At 61.3% G+C, this 19,204-nt stretch carries 15 protein-coding genes and 1 pseudogene; 8 read left to right on the forward strand and 8 right to left on the reverse strand.

All coding sequences use genetic code 11. The annotated features are described in order from the left end of the window. Positions 1–203: 203 nt before the first annotated feature. From DDF78_RS09280 to DDF78_RS12455, 4 genes and pseudogenes are all read left to right on the forward strand, one after another. Positions 204–2,237 carry a DUF4037 domain-containing protein gene (locus tag DDF78_RS09280; protein WP_152581130.1) on the forward strand — a complete coding sequence of 678 codons (2,034 nt, stop codon included), beginning with the start codon at positions 204–206 and terminating at the stop codon, positions 2,235–2,237. A gap of 90 nt (positions 2,238–2,327) precedes the next feature. After that, positions 2,328–2,966, forward strand: coding sequence for a DUF4125 family protein (locus DDF78_RS09285; protein ID WP_152581129.1), 639 nt, complete (start codon positions 2,328–2,330; stop codon positions 2,964–2,966). A gap of 14 nt (positions 2,967–2,980) precedes the next feature. Further along, positions 2,981–4,630 carry an alpha/beta hydrolase family protein gene (locus DDF78_RS09290; RefSeq protein ID WP_237564628.1) on the forward strand — a complete coding sequence of 550 codons (1,650 nt, stop codon included), beginning with the start codon at positions 2,981–2,983 and terminating at the stop codon, positions 4,628–4,630. A 1,050-nt stretch (positions 4,631–5,680) separates the two neighbouring features. Further along, positions 5,681–5,770, forward strand: a pseudogene (locus DDF78_RS12455) (DUF3800 domain-containing protein); the annotation flags it as partial. A 118-nt stretch (positions 5,771–5,888) separates the two neighbouring features. Here the strand turns inward: DDF78_RS12455 and DDF78_RS09295 are convergent. Both DDF78_RS09295 and DDF78_RS09300 read right to left on the reverse strand, forming a co-directional pair. Continuing rightward, a complete protein-coding gene (locus tag DDF78_RS09295; RefSeq protein WP_162000756.1) occupies positions 5,889–7,307 on the reverse strand; it encodes an MATE family efflux transporter in 1,419 nt (472 codons plus the stop codon). A 98-nt stretch (positions 7,308–7,405) separates the two neighbouring features. Next, positions 7,406–7,879, reverse strand: coding sequence for a MarR family winged helix-turn-helix transcriptional regulator (locus DDF78_RS09300; RefSeq protein ID WP_152581127.1), 474 nt, complete (start codon positions 7,877–7,879; stop codon positions 7,406–7,408). Positions 7,880–8,222: 343 nt separating this feature from the next. On the opposite strand from DDF78_RS09300, the gene DDF78_RS09305 reads away from it, so the two are divergent. Further along, positions 8,223–8,792: a cysteine hydrolase family protein gene (locus DDF78_RS09305; RefSeq protein ID WP_152581126.1), complete on the forward strand. Its 570-nt coding sequence runs from the start codon at positions 8,223–8,225 to the stop codon at positions 8,790–8,792. 127 nt (positions 8,793–8,919) lie between these two features. Here DDF78_RS09305 and DDF78_RS09310 read toward each other — a convergent pair whose 3' ends face one another. Then, positions 8,920–10,056 carry a hypothetical protein gene (locus DDF78_RS09310; RefSeq protein WP_152581125.1) on the reverse strand — a complete coding sequence of 379 codons (1,137 nt, stop codon included), beginning with the start codon at positions 10,054–10,056 and terminating at the stop codon, positions 8,920–8,922. Continuing rightward, positions 10,049–12,052, reverse strand: a complete 2,004-nt coding sequence (locus DDF78_RS09315) for a PspC domain-containing protein (RefSeq protein WP_152581124.1) — start codon at positions 12,050–12,052, stop codon at positions 10,049–10,051. The genes DDF78_RS09310 and DDF78_RS09315 overlap by 8 nt, the downstream gene beginning before the upstream one ends. A gap of 165 nt (positions 12,053–12,217) precedes the next feature. Between DDF78_RS09315 and DDF78_RS09320 the strand changes: the two genes are divergently transcribed. Both DDF78_RS09320 and DDF78_RS09325 read left to right on the forward strand, forming a co-directional pair. Beyond that, on the forward strand, positions 12,218–13,810 hold the full coding sequence (locus DDF78_RS09320) for a PspC domain-containing protein (RefSeq protein ID WP_419465476.1): 1,593 nt from the start codon (positions 12,218–12,220) through the stop codon (positions 13,808–13,810). Then, positions 13,807–14,559 carry a LuxR C-terminal-related transcriptional regulator gene (locus DDF78_RS09325; protein WP_152581123.1) on the forward strand — a complete coding sequence of 251 codons (753 nt, stop codon included), beginning with the start codon at positions 13,807–13,809 and terminating at the stop codon, positions 14,557–14,559. Before DDF78_RS09320 ends, DDF78_RS09325 begins: the two co-directional genes overlap by 4 nt. Positions 14,560–14,697: 138 nt before the next feature. Here DDF78_RS09325 and DDF78_RS09330 read toward each other — a convergent pair whose 3' ends face one another. Then, positions 14,698–15,558, reverse strand: coding sequence for a LysR family transcriptional regulator (locus tag DDF78_RS09330; protein ID WP_152581122.1), 861 nt, complete (start codon positions 15,556–15,558; stop codon positions 14,698–14,700). 221 nt (positions 15,559–15,779) lie between these two features. Here DDF78_RS09330 and DDF78_RS09335 point away from each other — a divergent pair, with 221 nt between their 5' ends. Further along, positions 15,780–16,652, forward strand: coding sequence for an EamA family transporter (locus tag DDF78_RS09335; protein ID WP_202613260.1), 873 nt, complete (start codon positions 15,780–15,782; stop codon positions 16,650–16,652). 135 nt (positions 16,653–16,787) lie between these two features. On the opposite strand, the gene DDF78_RS09340 is transcribed toward DDF78_RS09335, so the two are convergent. The 3 genes from DDF78_RS09340 to DDF78_RS09350 all read right to left on the reverse strand — a co-directional run bounded on the left by DDF78_RS09340 (position 16,788) and on the right by DDF78_RS09350 (position 19,125). Continuing rightward, the gene (locus DDF78_RS09340; protein ID WP_152581121.1) at positions 16,788–17,477 is read right to left on the reverse strand and encodes an HAD family hydrolase; all 690 of its coding nucleotides are present in this window, start codon (positions 17,475–17,477) and stop codon (positions 16,788–16,790) included. 4 nt (positions 17,478–17,481) lie between these two features. Then, the gene (locus tag DDF78_RS09345) at positions 17,482–18,177 is read right to left on the reverse strand and encodes an MgtC/SapB family protein (RefSeq protein ID WP_162000755.1); all 696 of its coding nucleotides are present in this window, start codon (positions 18,175–18,177) and stop codon (positions 17,482–17,484) included. 117 nt (positions 18,178–18,294) lie between these two features. After that, positions 18,295–19,125, reverse strand: coding sequence for a GntR family transcriptional regulator (locus DDF78_RS09350; protein WP_237564629.1), 831 nt, complete (start codon positions 19,123–19,125; stop codon positions 18,295–18,297). Between the last annotated feature and the right edge of the window lie 79 nt (positions 19,126–19,204).

The following is a 19,204-nucleotide window of genomic DNA, read 5'->3' on the forward strand; positions in this document are numbered from 1 at the left end:
TCAGTATTGATTATGACCTGATACAGATAGGTTAAATAACTTCGGCTCAAGTCGAAACCTCAAAACGCCCCACAGATTGTCAAACCGTGATACTTTATCGCGCGTTATGAGCCGAGTCGCCATACGCAGCCGTACCCGTCGCGCCATAGACTGTAGTGAGGCTCATGCTGCAATGATCCTACAATTTGGCGGAAGGAACGCTGATGGGCAAAGACGCACAGCTGAACGGCGGCAGTCGCAATAACGGTGGCAGCGATTCCAGCAGGCAGACGCATTTCGATGTCAATGAATTTCTGGCGGGTCTCGATGCCATCTTCGACGCGCACGACGCGGGCACCAAGGCTGAGCCGTACTTGCAGCAGGCGCTGGCCGATGCCGAAAACGCCGCAGATGACGCCGGGATGCTCACGGTGCTCAACGAGACGATGGGGTTCTACCGTTCCCAAGGCCGGCATGAGGACAATCAGCGAATCATCCAGCGCACGCTCGAACTGGCTTCGCGCATGGATTTGCAGGGCAGCGAGGCCTGGACTACAACGCTGATCAATGCGGCGACCGGAATGCGCGCCGCCGGCCAATATGACAGGGCTGAGAACCTGTATCGCCAGGCGCTCGACAATGCTGTGCGCACGCTCTCCCCCACCGACCGGCGCATGGCCGCATTGCACAACAATCTCTCGATGCTCTACAGCGAAACCGGGCAGCTGCCCCACGCGCAGCAGGAATTGGAAACCGCGCTGCACATCCTTGAAACCGCAAGCGTTGACGCCACAGTGGATATCGATGTGGCCTCCACTCATACGAATCTGGCGCTGGTGCTGCTGCAAGAGTCCGAGGCGGGCGCACAGACGAATAGTGCCGTAGGTGATGCCACACAGCGCGAGAAACTGCTCGCGAATGCGTTGGACCATGCGTCGCAGGCGCTGCGCATCTATCAGACGGGGCATCTCGAACACAGTGCGCATTATGCGTCGGCTTTGGCTGGCTATGCGCAAGTCTGCTTCGCGCTGGGCCGTTTCGCCGAGGCTGCTGACGTGTACCGGCACTCGCTTGCGGTGATCGCGGAATGCTATGGCACTGAAACCGATTACTACCGCATCACCGAGGAGAATCTGAAGAGCGCGCAGGAGGCGGCTGGTTTGACGCAGAGCCAAGTCGCAGATAGTTCGGTCGTCAATCAGCGCACTGCACCCCAGCATTCGCGCACCGGCCAGCCGCGCGAGCGCATATCCGGGTTGCGTTTGGCCCGCGCATATTGGAACGAGTACGGCAAGGCGCTTATCGCCGAGCGATACCCCGAGTATCGCGGGCGCATCGCAGCCGGCTTGGTCGGACACGGCTCGGAATGCTATGGCTTCGATGACGAATTCTCGCAGGACCACGATTTCGGTCCCGGTTTCTGCCTGTGGCTCGCTGACGACGACTACGCGCGCATCGGCGAGCGCTTGCAGGCCGATTACGACGCGCTGCCGAGCGAGTTCATGGGATATGGACCCCGCGAGTCCACGGCGCGGGCGGGTGGAGCGAGCCGGCGGGTCGGCGTGTTCGCCATCGGCGATTTCTTCGAGCGCCTGACCGGATACCGTCAGGCGCCTGCCGCCAGCAAGCCGCACGAATGGCTGCTGCTGGACGAGGCCACGCTGGCGGCAGCGACCAACGGCGAGGTCTTCGCCGATCCGCTCGGCATGTTTCTTAAGACCCGCCAAGGTTTCAAGATGATGCCCGAAGACGTGCGGCTCGCCTTGATTTCCCGCCGTTTGGGCATGATCGCGCAGGCTGGGCAATACAATCTGCCGCGCATGCTGGCCCGTGGCGACGGCGCGGCAGCCTGGCTGTCGATCAACGAATTCGTTAACGCCTGCTGCTCGCTGGTTTTCCTTATCAATCAGCCGATAACCGTGGGCTATCTGCCGTACTATAAATGGCGGTTCGCGGCGATGCGCAGGCTCAGCAAGCGTATGGCGACGCGGCTCGCCGACGTGTGCGAGCAGCTTGAAGTCGTGCTGCGGCTCTCATCGGCGGCATGCTTCGGCGGCGCAGGATTCGGCGAAGGCGGCAAGGGCTCAGGGCCGGCGCAAGACCAAATCCGCAGCATCGTTGATCATATCTGCACCGAAATCGTCCACGAGCTTAACGCCGAGGGCTTAAGCGATTCGTCTGAACCGTTCCTCGAATGGCAGCGGCCCTATGTCGAAGAGCATATCGAGTCGAGCGCGGCGGTATTGCATAGCTTGTGAGCGGCGGTATCGCATATATGTGCGCAGGGATATCTACCCAGAGATATTTACAGGAATAAGGGATACTTACACAGGAATAAAGGAGCGATTATGGACAGCAGCGAAGGCAGCGTCAACAGCGACGGCAACGAACTTGCCGAAGCAGTCGTGCAGCATGAATGGCAGCAGTTCCAGCGCACCGACAACGAGGGCGGGCGTGCCGCGTGCCAGGGCAACTGGCCGGTGTTCCACCAGATGCGGCTGAGTCAGTTCCTCACATGGCCAGCGCCGCTGCTGAGCAGCTACGCGCAGGACTTGGACGAGGCCGACCACATCGGTTGCAATCTGATAACCGAAAAATACGGCCGCATGATGGCCTCGACCGCGCCAGACGAATACCGCAGGAGCATCGAACCGTATATTCCCCAGCTGCCGGACGCGCGTATCGCGCTGCAGGAGCAGGTCATAGCCACGCAAGTTGGCTGGGCTCTGGAATTCCGCACACGCTACCCGAAACTCGGCAATGGCATGCGCATGCTGCACACCGCCGAGGACACGCCGGACGCGACTTCGTTCGAGACCTACCTGCGCGGCGAGCTTGGCACCTATTCGTCTGCCACCTTCGAGCTCTACCGCCGCTTCATCGACGAGCTGCGGTCGCAGGGCCGCAACCTGACCGAGGAGACCGTGCGCAACACCGTGCTGCTCGGCGGCTTCGCAAGCCTTGAGGAGGCCGAGGCGCTACAGTAAGGCGCGTGCATGTTGTGAAAAGCGCTGTGAAGCGAATATCCTCGATTGCGGCCGTATCGGTCGTGCTGCTGGTGCTGTGCGCGCTGCTTGGCGCTGCGATGACGCCGAACTGGCAAGTCAGCCCGCTGACCGGCGACAATGCCGGCAACAACGCTGGCAACAGCGGTAACAGCCTCGCCAACAATCGCGTTACCGTCGCTGCGCCCGACACCGCGATTGCCGCACGCGGGCAGCGCACGAACCAGGAGGGCACCTACCAAGTCAAGGAAACCACGCTGCGCATCCGGCTCGCCCCGTCAGTCACCGTCGACGCGGTGCTGCGCGAACCCGTGGGCGCCACCGGCAAACGCCCGGGTTGCCTATTCATTCACGGAGCGGGAACCGGCAAGGCGCATACGGTTTACGGCGATATCGCCTCCGCAATGGCTTCGGCCGGCATCGTCACTTTGGTGCCGGACAAGCGCATGGACAACTATTCGACCTTCCAGCGTGACTACACCGCCATGGCCCGGGACTATGTCACATCGCTGAACGTGCTCAAAAGCCGCAGCAACGTCGACGCTTCGCGCGTCGGACTGTATGCGGAGTCCGAGGGCACCTGGATCGCCAGCGTCATGACGCATGATCACCCCGATCTCGCGTTCATGATTCTCACTTCCCCGCCCGTCGTCCCGGGGCGCAGGCAGATGGCGATGGCGGCGAGCAACTACATGACCTATATAGGCGCTCCGGAGCCGATGGTGCGCAATGTCGCCAAATTCATCAGCATGGACTTCTCGATGCTGGGGCTGCGCTACGCCGACTTCCCCGCCGAGCGCTACCTCGACGCGCTCACCATGCCGCTGCTGGTGAACTACGGCACCGAGGACCTGTCGATGCCTATCGAGCAGGGCGCGACGATGCTGCGCGAGCACGCGCATCAGGCTGGCAATGACAATGTCACCGTGCGCTACTACCCCGCCAATCATCAGATGCGCGTCGGTGCGCGCACCTCGCAGCCCGGTCTGCCGCTCGACGAGTCGTACACGCATGATCTTGAAAACTGGGTGAACGCGGTGGCCGCCGGCGCATCCGCCGACGATTGGAGCACGCCGATGATCGCTGGCACACAGCCTCATCAGCGCCTCGCCGTGCCGAAGACGACTACCCCCGGGCTGATTCGCTCGCTGCCAGTGCTGCTGATACTGCTGGCGCTGGCGCCTTTGTGTCTGCTGGTTGGCGCGCTGGGCTCGCTCGTGCTTGCGCTGACCCATCGACGCCGCAGGCGCGGGGCGCAGGACGACCGGCATGGCTCTTTCGGCGCAGGAATTGCCGGCTTGCTCGTGGCGAATGCCATCACCGTCGTGGCGAGCATGGCTGGCTTGCTGGCTTATTTAGCTAGAACCGTCTCGGCCGCGCTTGCGCTGCGCAATGATGCCTCGGCGTTGTCTGCAGGGTGGATGGCGCTGCGAGCGCTCGCCTTGCTCAGCATTGTGGCCTTCGCCTGGCTGCTCGTTCGCTTCGCCGAAAACCGCTTGGCGCGCGAACCCGAGCATCTGCCCGCGCAGAATTCTGCACCGGTCGTCGCTGCAGGATTCGGCCATTGCCTCGTGCTCGGCTCACTGACGTTCAGCGCGATGTTCTCCTTGGTCTCACTGGCTTTCTGGGGCCTGTTCACGCTCTGAGGAACGAAGAAGCACATAAACTCGATGCTGCTGTGGCTTTCAGCCATGTGCGTGAAGTCCACAGGGCTTACGCAAAAACAACTCAAAACGGACGAAGAACGTAAATAAAGCATTGGCCTCCCGAAGGAGGCCAATGAGGTCACAGGCAGGACGACCTGCCCAGGTAATTGCAGCGTAGTGCAATACGGATAACGACACAACCACCAGCCACGCAGTTCGCTTATCACATGAGCAGACTGATTAGGCGAGCACCTTGGCCTTGCTAAGAATCTCAATACACTTAGGCCGGCGGCGATTGCGTCCTGCGGTTTGCTGCACGAACTCACGGAACGTGCGCTCGGCATCGTCGCCCGCGTCGTCAGCGTGAGAGCACGTTCGAGAATCGGCACAAGATCGGAGGTGGGCTGCTGATGCGCGAATTGGCACAGCATCACAACCGTGTCATAGCAGCCGTTAGCGTAATCGATCGACTGATAGTAATCGTAAAAGCGCGCAGAGGGCTTGAGCATTTCGTCCACGAGCGCGGCGAGGCTGCCCATGTCACCGGTTTCCTGCATCGATCGGGCTTGGACGCCGGGAACATCCGTGACGGCGGCGGCAAGCAGCTCAGCCAGGTCCTCCTGAGGCTGACTGCGAGTCCATGCGTCGAGATCGAGTTCATCGTTTGGCGTATGCGTCATGACACCCATCGTAGACGACAGACAATGACGGGGCGCAGATAGGGAAAACAGCGGAGTGAAATCAAGGAAAAGTACGGAGTAGAATCGCGGAAAATGACGGAATGGATTGCGCCGTGCGATGGATCTGAGGCGGCAGAGATACCGGATGGCGCGGAAGCCGGCCCCCATGATGCACAGGGAATCCGGCTTCCACTTCCATTCCTATTCCACGTTTTCCCGAGGTGTCTCAGGTAAAAGCGAGCGCGAAAGTTATGTGGCATCAACGATAGCCATACCCTACAATGGAATTGCTTTCTCTGGGGTTTGCCAAGGAAGGCTCCAAGCCGCCGGGGGTATTCCCCGGCACCTCTTCTGTTCGCAGGGATTCCATATGTCCGAACTGAGTATCATGTGCGTCGAGTCCGGCGAATGGGGCAAGCTTTCCGAATACTATCTGATCACCCTCGTGCTCCACGATCAGGAAGTAAGGAATATCTAAGAAGTTCTAGCTTTCAAAAGCGGCTATACCTAGCCAAATAAGCTTCCAAAAGGCCGAAACCGCATGTTTGTGCAGCTCCTAAGCCTTCGGCCCGGACTGTCTACCGAACCGCAACGTCGGGCACTGGCGCTTGCTGCGGCCTGCGGCTGCCAACGAGGTAGAGCACGATGCCGACGATGAAGGTCATGATCTCAGTGGCCGTCATGGCCCAGATCACGCCGTTCATGCCGAATACCGCGTTGCCGATGAGCACGACGGGGATGAAGAGCACGCCTTGGAGCACGGACATGACTGTAGCCGCCTTCATCTGCTCGGTGGCTTGGAACACCGCGATAATGAGTCCGGTGAAACCGTTGAACAGGGTTGAGATAAGCATGGCGGTAAGAATCAGGACGCCGTCGCTGACGACTGCGGGATCGTGGCTGAACAAGGCGAAGAGCGGATTGCGGAACAGGAACATGAGTCCGGAGCATACGACGGTGACCCCGGCGATGGCGATGGCGACGTTTCTGACGGCGGTATGCAGTCGCGGCTGATTGCCAGCACCGAAGCTGAAAGCAAATAGCGGCACGGCTCCCATGAACAGCCCCATGCAGATCATCTCCGGGAATTGGGCTACGCGCTGGGCCACGCCGAAGGCAGCGAGCAGGGCATCCCCGTAGGCGATGGCGATCCAGTTGAGCACCAGACCGGTGACGATAAGGAACGAGGCCTGCAGAAACTCCGAGACGCCCACCCCGAAGACGGTGGCCAGCATGGTGCGATCGATGTGGAACCATTTCGGCGCGATGGATACCGCGGCAGCCCTCCTGCTCAGCCACCATCCGTAGTAGGCGACGGCGACGACGTTCGAGAGGCCCAGCGCGATGCCCGCGCCGAGCACGCCCCAGCCAAGGATCAGGATGAACAGCACGTCGAACACCAGATTGGCGATGGTGGAGGCAATCAGACCAATCATCGAGGCGGTTGCGGCACCTTCCGAGCGCACGACCTGTTCCATCGCGAAGGCGCAGACCAGCGCGGGAGCGAACGCGAACATCGCGCCGATGTACTGCGAGGTCGGGAGCAGGTCGGCGCCGGAGGCACCGATGGCCATGGATATCGGCGTGGCGAAGATGACGCCGAGGATGCCGACCACGACGCCTCCCAGAGCCGCGCCCCAAACAGTGAACGCGCCGACTTGGCGGATGCGGATTCCCGTGGAATCTTGCTCAGCGGCGTTTGCGCCGGAAGCTGGCTGCGGCTCCTCGTGCTGGTCGGAGCCGAGCAGACGGGAGATGTAGGTGCCGCCGCCGACGCCGAAAACGTTGCCCACGGCCATGAGCAGCGAAAAGACGGGCAGTGAGAATGTCAGAGCGGCAAGCAACGGAGTCGATTCAGGTAGCGAGCCGATGAAGCCGGCGTTGACGATATTGTAGACGACGCCGATAAGCAGACCGGCGATCATGGGGATGCACAGATGGGCAAGCGCCTTCCATATCGGCGCTTTGGCAAGGATGTTCTGATTGTTTTCAGACATGGTAGACCCTCCATTTGGGGTGTTTTCGGGCAGGCTCCAGCGCATGCAGGGGTCTACGAATATACGAAAAGAAAGATAATGGGATAAAGACGTGGCGCTTATTCGGGGCGCGCAGCCTCCGGGAAGGCGCGCGGCCGCTCGGGCATTTGTACCCCGGCCGTGACACGCCTGAGCAGCGTGAGCAGCTGCTCTTGTTCATCATCGCTGAGCACGGAGAGGCGCTGGGCCTGATCGGCCCACATCCGCTCTTCGTAACCGACGACGAGCCGTGATCCCTCGGGGGTCACGGTCAGCAATTTGACCCGGGAATCTTCCGGGGATGGCCATCTGACCACCAGTCCGCGCTCCTCCAGCCCTTTGAGCACACTGGCGACGGAGGCCGGCGTGGTCCGAGTGCTTTCAGCTAGATCGCGGGCGATCACTCCGCGATGTTGCCGTCCCTCGATGAAACCGAGGCTGAACGCCTGCTGCCTGGTGAGACCGCTGCCGCGCACCCAAGCGTCTGCATCTTCTCGTTGGGCGAAGGCGAGCGTGCGGATGGCGGTGGTGATATCTGCGATGCGAGCGATCATAGTTAGAATCTTAACTATTAGAATTCTAACTGTCAAGTCGAAATGTTTCACGGTTTTACGCACACATAGCAGGCTCACCGGCACAGCCGTCGGAGCATGCCGTCGTCGTCATGCCAGTCAGTTACAGTGACGCCAATCGGGTTCGGCATGTCGGACCAGTGATGGACGAAACATTTCTGCACGAACCCACTTACAGCGAGCCCAACGACAATCCGTAAAACTCACTTTGGAGAACAGCAGCACCTCGCGAGTGCTACGCACTCGCGACACCCCCGAGCGACTCCGTCAGATGTATCGTCACATCATCACGTTGCGGGTCGTGTCGTCGGGCGAGAATAGGGATATGACTTCTTCGCATTCCGCCCTGATCGTGATCGACATGCAGCGTTCCTTCTCCGCTCTGCCCGAATGGGGCCAGGTCTCGAACCCGGATATCGTCACCAATGTGGCCCGTCTCGTAGCCACTGCGCGCGAAAAGGGCCATCAGGTTGTCTGGGTGCTTCACGCATCCCCGAACTCGAACGATGAATTCGATCCGGCGCACGGGCTCGTCCGGCCGCTTGACGGTCTCAATCCCGCCGAGGGCGAGCATATCGTCACGAAGACCTCTCGCAACGCGTTCACGACCACGAATCTCGCCCAGCACCTGACCCGTGCTGGTATAACCGATCTCGTGATCTGCGGCATCCAGACCGAACAGTGCTGCGAAACCACGGCCCGGGTCGCCGCCGACCTCGGGTACCATGTCACCTTCGTCACCGAAGCCACCGCCACCTTCCCCATCCGCTGGCCTGACACCGGAGCGGTGCTTGGCACCGACGCGATCATTGAACGCACCGAGTTCGCCCTCGCCGGACGCTTCGCCCGCATCAGCACCATCGACTCCGCCTTTGATACGCCAGCCAAAGCTTGACCGAGTATCCGGCACGTCATAGCGGACCGAACTAGTTTTCCAGCATCGGTGGCACGCAGGGGCACAAGGTGCGATTGCATCGTCAGAAACCGCATGATTCCACGCATTCTGACGATGCCTGGGGCTTCTATTTTGCTGCCTGCTCCGTATCAACGTCCTCTGCATCTAAACGCCGATTGCCTCGGCGCAACCAGGAGACCAGCGCCCATATCAGCGCTACGACGATGAGGATGCCGCCTAGTATGGCGCATAGCGCGGCGATGGCTACGCGGAAGTTCACGACCGGGTCGACGACGGCTGTCATCGGGAAGAACAGCCCGAACGCGGCGGTAATCGCCCCCAGCACCAGACCGAGCGTGCCGAAGACAATCGTTGCGACGCTTGGCCCGGTTTTCACCATCAGCGGAGCGACTGGCTGCGACTCACGCGGCACCTGCACGTATGGCTGCTGGGGGTGCTGGGAGTGCTGAGGATTCCAGAAAGCCTGCGGTTTCGCGCCATGCTGCTGGTTCGCGCCCGTCTGCTGGTAGCCATAGCCTCGTGGCGGCTCAGTCGCGTACAGCGGCACCGAAGTCGAAGCAGGCTGGTCGCCTTGCGCTGTGGCCGACGTGGGCTCATCGGCGTCAGTTTGCTCGGCAGCGTCGCCTTCGGTTTCGTTCGATTTAACAGCTCCGTTTGGCTCGGCAGTGCTGTTCGATTCGGCGGCCCTGTTGGCCTCACCAACCCCATCGAAGGCCACTGTGGAAGCATCCATAGCATCGAACGCTGATTCCGTGATGTATTCGGTTTCGACATCAGAACCGGCTGCATTCGCGCCCGCTCCACTGTTATCAGGCTCACGCTCGGCACCAGTTTCACGCGAGTCAATATTTTCAGATGCGTCGGCACTTTCAGCCGAGTCAATGCTTTCAGACGAGACGATGACCGCAGTTGCTTCAACCGACGCTGCCTTGTCCAGAGCGCTCGACAACTGGACGGTTTCGGCCGTGTCAGAGCCTTCACTCTTCTCAATGATTTCTGTTGCGTCAAAGCTCTCGACGGCACTAGGATTTCCGGATGCGTCAGGAATTGCAGTCGTGCCAAGAATCTCAGTCGCTTCAGCGCCTGTGTCGGTATTGGCGTCCGGTACTGGCGTCACGTCGGCGTCATCCTTCACATGCCCATTGTAGATAGGCATTTGCGCGGTATTCGTCGAACACTCTGCCGGGCGTACGGCTTCGACATCATCGCGATTGGTCTCCGGCGTCTCGTTGAACTCACTCATGGCCAAACTCCTTAGTCGATACGGATTGCTGCGCATTAATCACTCTCAATTGCGTGGCGGATTCTTTCGCGTGCCTCGTGTCTTGCGCGGCATTCCCATCATTCACACTGTTCCAGGCGGCAAGCGTCACCGCAGGCACCTGCGATGATAAGGAGGACGAGGAAGCAGAAGAACCGTTCCAGATAACACCGTTCATGTCATCCCAGGTCATGTCGCTAGTGCTTGCAGCAGGTTCGGAGGCGTAGCGCACCGAGAATCTGGCCTCGATCACATGCGTGGCGTTGATCCACAGCTCTGGCCCGTCGACGGGCCGATCATCGCCATACAGCCATTGATAATTGCTGTCGTTCTCATGGCCTGTATATTGCATGAATTCGAAGAGGCCAGCTGACGACGATCGGTTCATGGACGCATACCGTCCGCCGACCGACCGCACGGAACCATAGTATTGCCAATTATCGATGCCGTTGCCAAACCCGTACGAGCATCCATCGGGCAGCGTTATCGACACCTGCGTGCGGTAGGCGGTGAGATTGATGACGCCGGTGGGGCATTGCGAGGGCACCGTCTTGCCGCTGTCGAGCTTCATATCATGTGGCTTGCGCCCCTTTGCATAGCCGCTCAAATCGATGCTGGCACGATTGCTGTCATAGTCGTTGCCTACGAAGGCGACGCCGTTCTTCAGCGTCGTCATGTCGTGCTCGCTCGGCCCGAATGAACGCTCGCTCTGCCCTGAAACTGTGGCATACGAGGCATTCGTCAGTCTCATATCGTTGAGATTGTACGTATAGAACGCGCCGACGACGGCGAAGCTGACCGCGACGAAACCCGCCAGCCAGGCCAGCGGAATCAGCCCGCCCGAACGCCGGCCCATCAGCCCGAGCACTACGATCACGCCACCGATAAGCAGGCACACGCCGGCGCTCCACAGCACCGCCATCTTCACGATATCGCCGAGATAAAGGCTGGCGTTCAGCTGCGTGCCGAACAGCGCCGCCGCCGAGACGAATATCAGCCCGAGCACGGCCATGACCACGCCGAAGCCGGCCGGTTTGCGCCGCACGCACCTTGGCACAGGCGGCGGCACCGCAAAGCTCTGGTCACGAATGTCATGCGCAAGATGGCTCGCATAATGCGGGTCATGCGGCGGCACCGGTCGACGATATGCTGACGCGGCCGACGCAGCAGGGCCGGTGCCGGGAGCCCAGCCCGCAGAGCCGTTCATGGGGCCTGCAGAGCCTGCAGCACTTGTGTTTGCCGCGGAATGGGCCGTTCCGTAGCCGCTTGCAGGCGGCATGCCATATGTTGGCGGCTCAGTACCTGCTGGACTGGCTGGCCCAGTTTGCCCGACTGGCCTGCCGGAATATGAACTAGCCGGACTTGCTGGACCGGTGGGGCCAGTAGGACGGGTAGAACCAGCCGGCCTAGGCGCAGGTCCGCCCGTAGGTCCGCCGAACCACGGACGCCATCCTTCAGGATTCGGCTGCGGCCCAGATGGGTTGCCCTGTGGCCCGGTGTACCCAGCTCCCCTGCCAGCGATATGCTCGCGATGCGAGAGATTGTTGACCACGACCAGCAGCGCCGCGAGCGCAAGCGCGTCCACGAACAGCCCACGGCCGGGGAATACGAATACGGCCACGAACATGGCCAGCGGCCCCAGCATCACCCAGCGCCAGACCCCATTGACGAGATCCTGCGCCATGATGCGACCGTCATAGTCGTCGGGCAGCAGGAACCAGGCGAGGGCGTAGAACGCCAGGCCGAAGCCGAATACCACGGTGGAGGCGACCATCAGCGCGCGCACGAGCACCGGACTCCACCCGATGCGCTCGGCCAGCCCGGCGCACACGCCGCCGACCCAGCGGTCTTCGCTGCGGCTGATGCGGCCGCTCCGTATCCATGCGAAGAAGCGTCGCGCATGGGTCGAGAACATGGTGTCGTACGGATCCTGCGGATGTGGTTCTTGCGGCGGTGCCGCGTCATATGGATTGCTCATGCCTCTATTACAGCAAACGCACGCGCCGCATAGTATCAGGGAACACCCTGATTATCCCCTGAACTCTGGCGCTCCGCCTACCCTTGGGCGCATCAGGAAGGCACAATAGAGGGTATGACGCAGACCACCACCATGCGACCGCCGCAGCACAACGGCGCTCCCGGCATGACGCCCGGCCCGATGCACGGCATGACGCCCAGCCCTTTGGCGCCGCCAGTCCATCCTGCCGTGCTGCCGCTGATGCGCCCGGAGCACGGCCGCATGCTGTGCGGAGTGTGCCTGGGGATTGCCAAACACCTGGGCATCAAGGTCTGGCCGGTGCGGCTGGCGTTTCTGGCTTCGACTTTCCTGTTCGGGTCCGGCCTCATCGCCTACCTGTTCCTGTGGATTTTCGTTCCTTCCGGCGACCCGGTGCGCGCTGCCGCGGCACTCGCGCACGACGTTCCGGTGGCCGATTCGCCGCTGTCGCATGGCAATAGGCCTTACGCCGCAGCACGGGGCAGAGCCGCGCAAGGCAGGACCACGCAGGGCAATGCCACGAGGCCGCCAGCTGATAGTACCGGCAAGGGCAGCGCCACCGCCCACGAATACGCCTCCGACAATGCCGTGCATGACGCTGCAGACGATATACGTGGCTCTGCGGAAAGCCTCCTGGCGGCGCTGCGTCGCGCTCCAAAATCGTCGTTGTTCGCACTCGCTGGGTTACTGATCCTTGCGATTGGCGTGCTGCTGGCCGCCACAGGCCTCGCCGTAGGCATTCTCGCCGCCACGCTGATTTCGCTCGCGGGTATCGGCATCTCATGGCTGCGCTATAACGCCGAAAACGGGCAACTGCGCTCGATGATCATCGGTATCGCCATGCAATTCCTTGCCTTTACGACGTATATCGTCTCTTCGGCGCATATGAATTCATCGCCTGCGAACGCCGGCAATCCGGATATCCGCATGGTGCTTCTCGCCGGTCTGGCGATGCTCGTGGGCACCGGCATCGCGATTGTACCGTGGATGCATTCCTTAATCCGCGATGTGGGCACCGAGCGGGCGCTCAAGGAGCGTGAGGAGGAACGCGCCGATATGACAGCCCATCTGCACGACGGCGTGCTGCAGACGCTGGCGCTGATTCAATTGCACAGCGAGGAGCCGACCACGGTGTTCACGCTGGCCCGCCAGCAGGAGCGCGAGCTGCGCGACTGGCTCTATCAGGAACGCACGCCGCCCGAGCGCTCCGTGAGCCGGGGCCTGAGCGATATCGCCGCGCAGGTCGAGGATGAGCATGGCAAGCCGATCGAGGTGGTGACCGTGGGCGACGCGCTGCCCAGCGCTCAGACTGACGCGCTGCTCGACGCCTCGCGGCAGGCGCTGGTCAACGCGGCCACGCATGGCGGCGAGCCGATTTCGGTGTACTGCGAGGCGGGCAAGGGCACGGTCGAAGTGTACGTGCGCGACCACGGCAGCGGTTTCGACGTGGATGCCGTACCCGCCAATCGGCTCGGCATCCGCGAATCGATCGTCGGGCGCATCACGCGGCGCGGCGGTACAGTGGAGATTGTGTCGAAGCCGAATTGGGGAACCGAAGTGCGCATGCATATGCCGGTCACCTGCGTGGGCGACGGAGACGGCAAAGCCGATGAGACTGCTGAACATACTCATGGCAGTGCGGATAACGGCGCAGCTGCCGATAAGCCACACAGCAACGACGCGGGCGGCGGCAAACCGCACAGCACCAGTGACGACGCGAATAACAAGGAGCAACGATGAACGGCACCGATACCTTCGACAATAAACCCGCTACAAACGTCGAATTTTCGGGCGATGATGCTCAACACACCGACCCCTCCCCCAGCCACAGCAACGAAGATCTCAAACATATCCGCATCGCCGTCGTCGATGACCATGAGATGTTCCGTGCGGGCGTCATCGCCACGCTGCAGCCGTATTTCCAGATCGTCGGGCAGGCAGCCGATGTCGAAGGCTCCATCGCGATGATCAGCCAGACCGCGCCCGATGTGGTGCTGCTCGATGTGCATGTGCCCGGCGGCGAGGGCGGAGGCGGCGCAGAAATCCTCGCCAAATCGCAGCCGCTTTCCCCCGATTCGGCATTTCTGGCGCTTTCCGTCTCGGATTCGCCCAAGGACGTCGGCTCCGTCATCCGCGCCGGGGCACGCGGCTACGTGACCAAGACCATCACCGGGCAAGATCTGATGAACTCGATTATCCAGGTGCATGAGGGCTATGCGGTGTTCTCGCCCAAGCTCGCCGGATTCGTGCTCTCCACCTTCCAAGACGTCGCCCCCGCCGCGCATGACGACGAGCTCGACCGTCTTTCGGCGCGCGAGCAGGAGGTCATGCGCCTCATCGCCCGCGGATACACCTACAAGGAAGTAGCCGCCGAACTGTTCATCTCCATCAAAACCGTTGAAACCCATGTCAGCTCGGTGCTGCGCAAGCTCCAGCTTTCGAATCGCACCGAGCTGACCCGCTGGGCCGCCGACCGGCGAATCGTGTGAGTCAGCGTACGTTTTCCGCCACGCTTCGCAGCCTCATATTGGAAAACGTACACTGAGCATCATTCATCGTACGTTTTCCAATACGGACTTCACTACGGTGGGGGAAAACGTACGCTGAGCCTGCGCCCGTTAGTCCGCTCAGTCGCTCGCGTACAGCTGCGTGACGGTGCCAATCAGGTCGTTCAAGCCGGCGGGCTGCTCGTCGTGCCACCAGACGAGCCGCACGGGTATGCGCGGGCCGTCGGTTATCGGCCGGTAGCTGATGCCGGGCCGGGGATGATGGTGCGCAGTGGCTTCGGCCGTGGTCCCGACCCCCTGCCCCGCCGCTATGGCGTCGAGCCAGCTATCGACGTCATTGGACTCGATGACCTTCGGGGTATATTCCAAACCGCTCCATAGCTGGATGTTTGTGGTCCCGGTGCGCGGGTCGATGATAACCGTGCGCTCGGCGATCTCGCCCATGGTGACCCGTTCGCGCTGGGACCAGAGCAGGTCGTCCGAGGCGAACGCGACCAGCCGCCGCTCCAAGCCGACCACCACGGAGTCGAATCGTTTGTCATTCACGGGAATGCGCACGATAGCCGCATCGCACAGCCCTTCCGCAAGTCCCGACGTGGGCGAATTGTATCTGATAAGCTCCAACGCGATATCCTGGTGCTTCTTCGCCCATTCCCGCTGCAATGGCACCGTGTGGGAGCCAAGCGCCGACCATGCGTACCCCAGTCGAAGCGTGCTGTGCTGCGAAGCCAGCACTTCGCGCAGCCGCTCGGCCTCGGCCAGCACCCGACGGGCATGCGGCAAGATCTGCTGGCCGACGCCGGTGAGTTCGCACCCGCGCGGCAATCGTCGTAATAGTTTGCTCCCGGCGGCCTTTTCTAGGTTTGCAATAGTGCGCGAAACCGCAGCCTGCGACACGTGAAGCTGCGGTGCCGCATCGGTGAATGATCCCGTTTCAGCGGCGGCTACGAAAAACCGAATCTCCCGAAGACTCAAATCCATAACCTAAACGTATGTCTATGTCATGACTTGCAATAGGATTATTGCTGATTGTGACTTACTGTAGCAGCATGGAACATCACAGCATCGGTCATTCTTCTGTGTCACCAACTGCAGCATCGGCTGCGGAGTCTGTTGCCACTCCGGTCGCAACTTCAGGCGCAGCGTCTGACGCAACGCCTAGCACAGCGCCGGCGAGCGGCAAACAACACAAGCAATTGTCCGTGCAAACGGCGAATGCGGCGCAGCGCGCAACCGGCATCGGCATGATGCTGACCAGTTCCGTTTCCAATCAAGTAGGCGCCGCCCTTGGTGCCCAAGCGTTCCCGATAATCGGCCCGGTCGGCGTGGTCGCCATCCGCCAGTTCGTCACTGCCATCGTGCTCGCCCCCATCGCGCACCCCACGCTTCGCGGGCTGCGCAAGGACCAGTGGCGGCCGATCATCGGACTGGTGGTCGTATACAGCGTGATGAATCTCAGCCTGTACACAGCGGTCAGCCGCATAGGCCTGGCCATGGCCGTCACGCTGGAATTCCTCGGGCCGCTGATCGTGGCCATAGCCAGCTCACGGCGCATCATCGATGTCGCGTGCGCCATACTTGCCGCCGTAGGAGTAATCGTGCTGACCGATCCTGGCCCGACAACGGATGTCATCGGCATTGCCTGCGCTTTACTCGCCGCGACAGCTTGGGGCGTCTACATTCTGCTCAACCGCTCGCTCGGCCAGCGCCTCCCCGGTCTGCAGGGAACCGCCACCGCCAGCCTCCTCACCGCCATGGTATGGATACCCATCGCAATCGCATGGTTCGCCGTTCACACTCCGACCGTGATGTCGATCGTTCTCGCCGTGGCCTGCGGCCTGATGGCCTCAGCCATCCCCTATGCCGCCGATATGCTCGCTCTGAGACGAGTGCCGGCCCAGATGTTCGGCACCTTCACCAGCCTCAACCCCGTGTGGGCCGCGCTGGCCGGATGGCTCCTGCTGCATCAGGCACTCCGACCCAACGAATGGGCCGGCATCGCGCTCATCATTCTCAGCAACGCCCTCGTATCCACCCGGGAATTCAGGGCTGCCAAGAAGTCGATCGCGAAATAACCAGGTCTGCCATGCGTACGGATTGTATTAGTAACCGAGCCTACTGGAGCAGAAGCGTCGCTGACGAGTGGGTGGTGCGACGCTTTCGTTCCATTATGAGAAGGCTGTCGCTACAAAACGGACGCCAAGCACCAGTTATAGGCAGGATTGTAGCGATGGCCCCTCGCTAGCTCTATAAAACGGACGCCAATCTAGCGCCAGCTCGCGTCGGAGCTGGCCCGCATCCTGAAATACCACGCCGCGCCAGCCGGCTTGCCGTGCGACTTCGACGCTGCGTGTATCGGTGTCAACGTACAGGGTACGGCTGACGTCAAGGCCGAGTCGTCCGAACCGCTCCTCAGCGCGATGCATCAGCACGGGATCGGGCATGCGCAGCCTCTCGCGCGCGGAGACGATGCTGCCGGACAAGGCCCCGAGCTCAGGGAATTGCTCAAGCGCCATGTCGTAGTCGACCGCTGCGGCATTCGCCAACGCCCACATCCGAATCCTCCGCGAGCGCAAGTCGCACAGCATCGCGCCCATCCCAGGCATCACGGCATGCAGCGCCAGACGCCGACGCTCGAGATACACGCGCAACACCCATGCCACCGCAGGCCCGTGATGCTGCTCATAGTCCGCGAGCACTCGCTCCTCGCTCCACCCACATTCGAGCATCGCGTCGTAATAGTCAAAGCCCCAGATATCGTCCGTGTCAAGCACCATGTCAATGACGCCAGACGGGTATTGTCCTTCCAATACAAGCCGCGGCAAGCGCTCCACCATCACCCCATACCAGCCGAACACCACGTCGGTGATGTCGGCGGGCGAATCATTCAACGCAGCCAAAACGTCACTCCTCATCGCCGAGCATCAGTTCCGCGTCCTTCACGCCGTCGATGCGGGCGAGCGCACTTACCATGTCCGGGGTAACCCTGCCCTGCACGCGAATTTCCACGGCCACCATGCTGCACGAATTGGCTTCGACGTTGCGCGAAGAGGTCACTTGGGTTTCGAAGCCTTCCCGTTCGAGTTCGAGCAGGGAAGAGCGCAAAGAACCTTTGCCGTTAAGGTAGGTCAGCCGAATCGTCGCATGGCGGCGGCGCTGAGTCAGATAGTGCACGAGCGGCGCAAGACCGAGCACCGCAAGGAAGTACAGCAGAGCCGTCAGCACGCTCAGCGAGAACAGGCCGCATGCCAATGCCATGCCAATGGCGGCGGAAACCCAGATGCCCGCGGCAGTGGTCAGCCCGCGCACGTTGTCGCGGTGGACGAAGATCACGCCGGCGCCGATGAACCCGATGCCGGAAACCACTTGAGCCGCCACGCGCAGCGGATCCCAGCTGCCAGTAGGCCCGCCCATCGCCTGGTACCCATAGAACGAAATCATGGTGAACAGCCAGCTGCCGATGCCGACGAGCACATGCGTGCGGATGCCCGCCGCCTTGCCGTGGTATTCGCGTTCGAAGCCGATAAGGCCGCACAGCAGCATCGTCAGCACGGCGGACAGCAACTGGCTCCACGTGGGAAGCGCGAAAAGCTGGGTCATAGTCCTGCCCTCCTTCATCGACATTGCTCCCACGCTCCCGCGAGGGAGCGACATGGCAGCATCGACATGACAACACCTAACCCAACTTTCAGGGCAGAAAATCACGGAACAGTTTGTTCAAAGCCCGCGCGGGTTGGACTCCGGCTCGTTGGGCTCCTTTGTCTCCCTTGCCTCCTTCGCCGTGGCAGAGAGCCTGACATAGCCGGAATGATGCATGGTGAAACGCACTCGCGAGGCGATGTACACATCGGTGGCCCGCTCGAATGGCTTCCCGTCCACGTCACGCGCGATGCGCCGAATCCTGACGACAGGGGTTCCCTCGGGGACTTGCAAAAGCCGAGCTTCTTTGGCATTGCACAGCATCGGTTCCACGGTTTCGTCGACGATGCAGGGGCGCACGTCATAGTCGCGTTCGAAAATCGTATAAAAGGACTCGGTGAGGTCACGGGTGAGCAGCATGGGAAAGGTCTGCGCCGGAAGATGGCTGATTTCCAACGACAACGGCGTTTCATCGATGAATCGCAGTCGTACGATGTCGTAGATCGAAGCCGGTGTCTCTTTGAGTTCCAAACGTCGCATATCGGAGCTTGATGCTGTGGCAATCGATGCGGAAAGCACCTGCGAGGAGACGAGGAAGCCTTGGCGGCGGGCGATAATCGGCAGCGATTCGACGGTGTTGATATTGCGTTCCAACCGGCTGTCGGAGACCAGAATGCCGCCGCCCCTGCCGATGGTGCGGCGTATCTCATGTGTCGTTTCAAGGCTTGCCAAAGCGAGGCGCAAGTCGGCGCGGCTGATGTCCAATTGTGCGGCCAGCGCGCGCTCCGATCCGAGCCGCTCGCCGATCTCGTATTCGCCTGAACCGATTATCGCGCGCAGCCGGCGTATGGTCTCGCTGTGGGCATACCGGCGGCGAACGCTACCGGCACGCCCCTGCCCGTCATGCACGTATACTCTCCTTCCTGACATGCCACTGATGGCAAGCGCTTATGCATATCATCCGGCTATGTTGTAGCCCATCGTAACG

The sequence above is a fragment of the Bifidobacterium tibiigranuli genome (genome assembly GCF_009371885.1).
GTDB lineage: Bacteria > Actinomycetota > Actinomycetes > Actinomycetales > Bifidobacteriaceae > Bifidobacterium > Bifidobacterium tibiigranuli.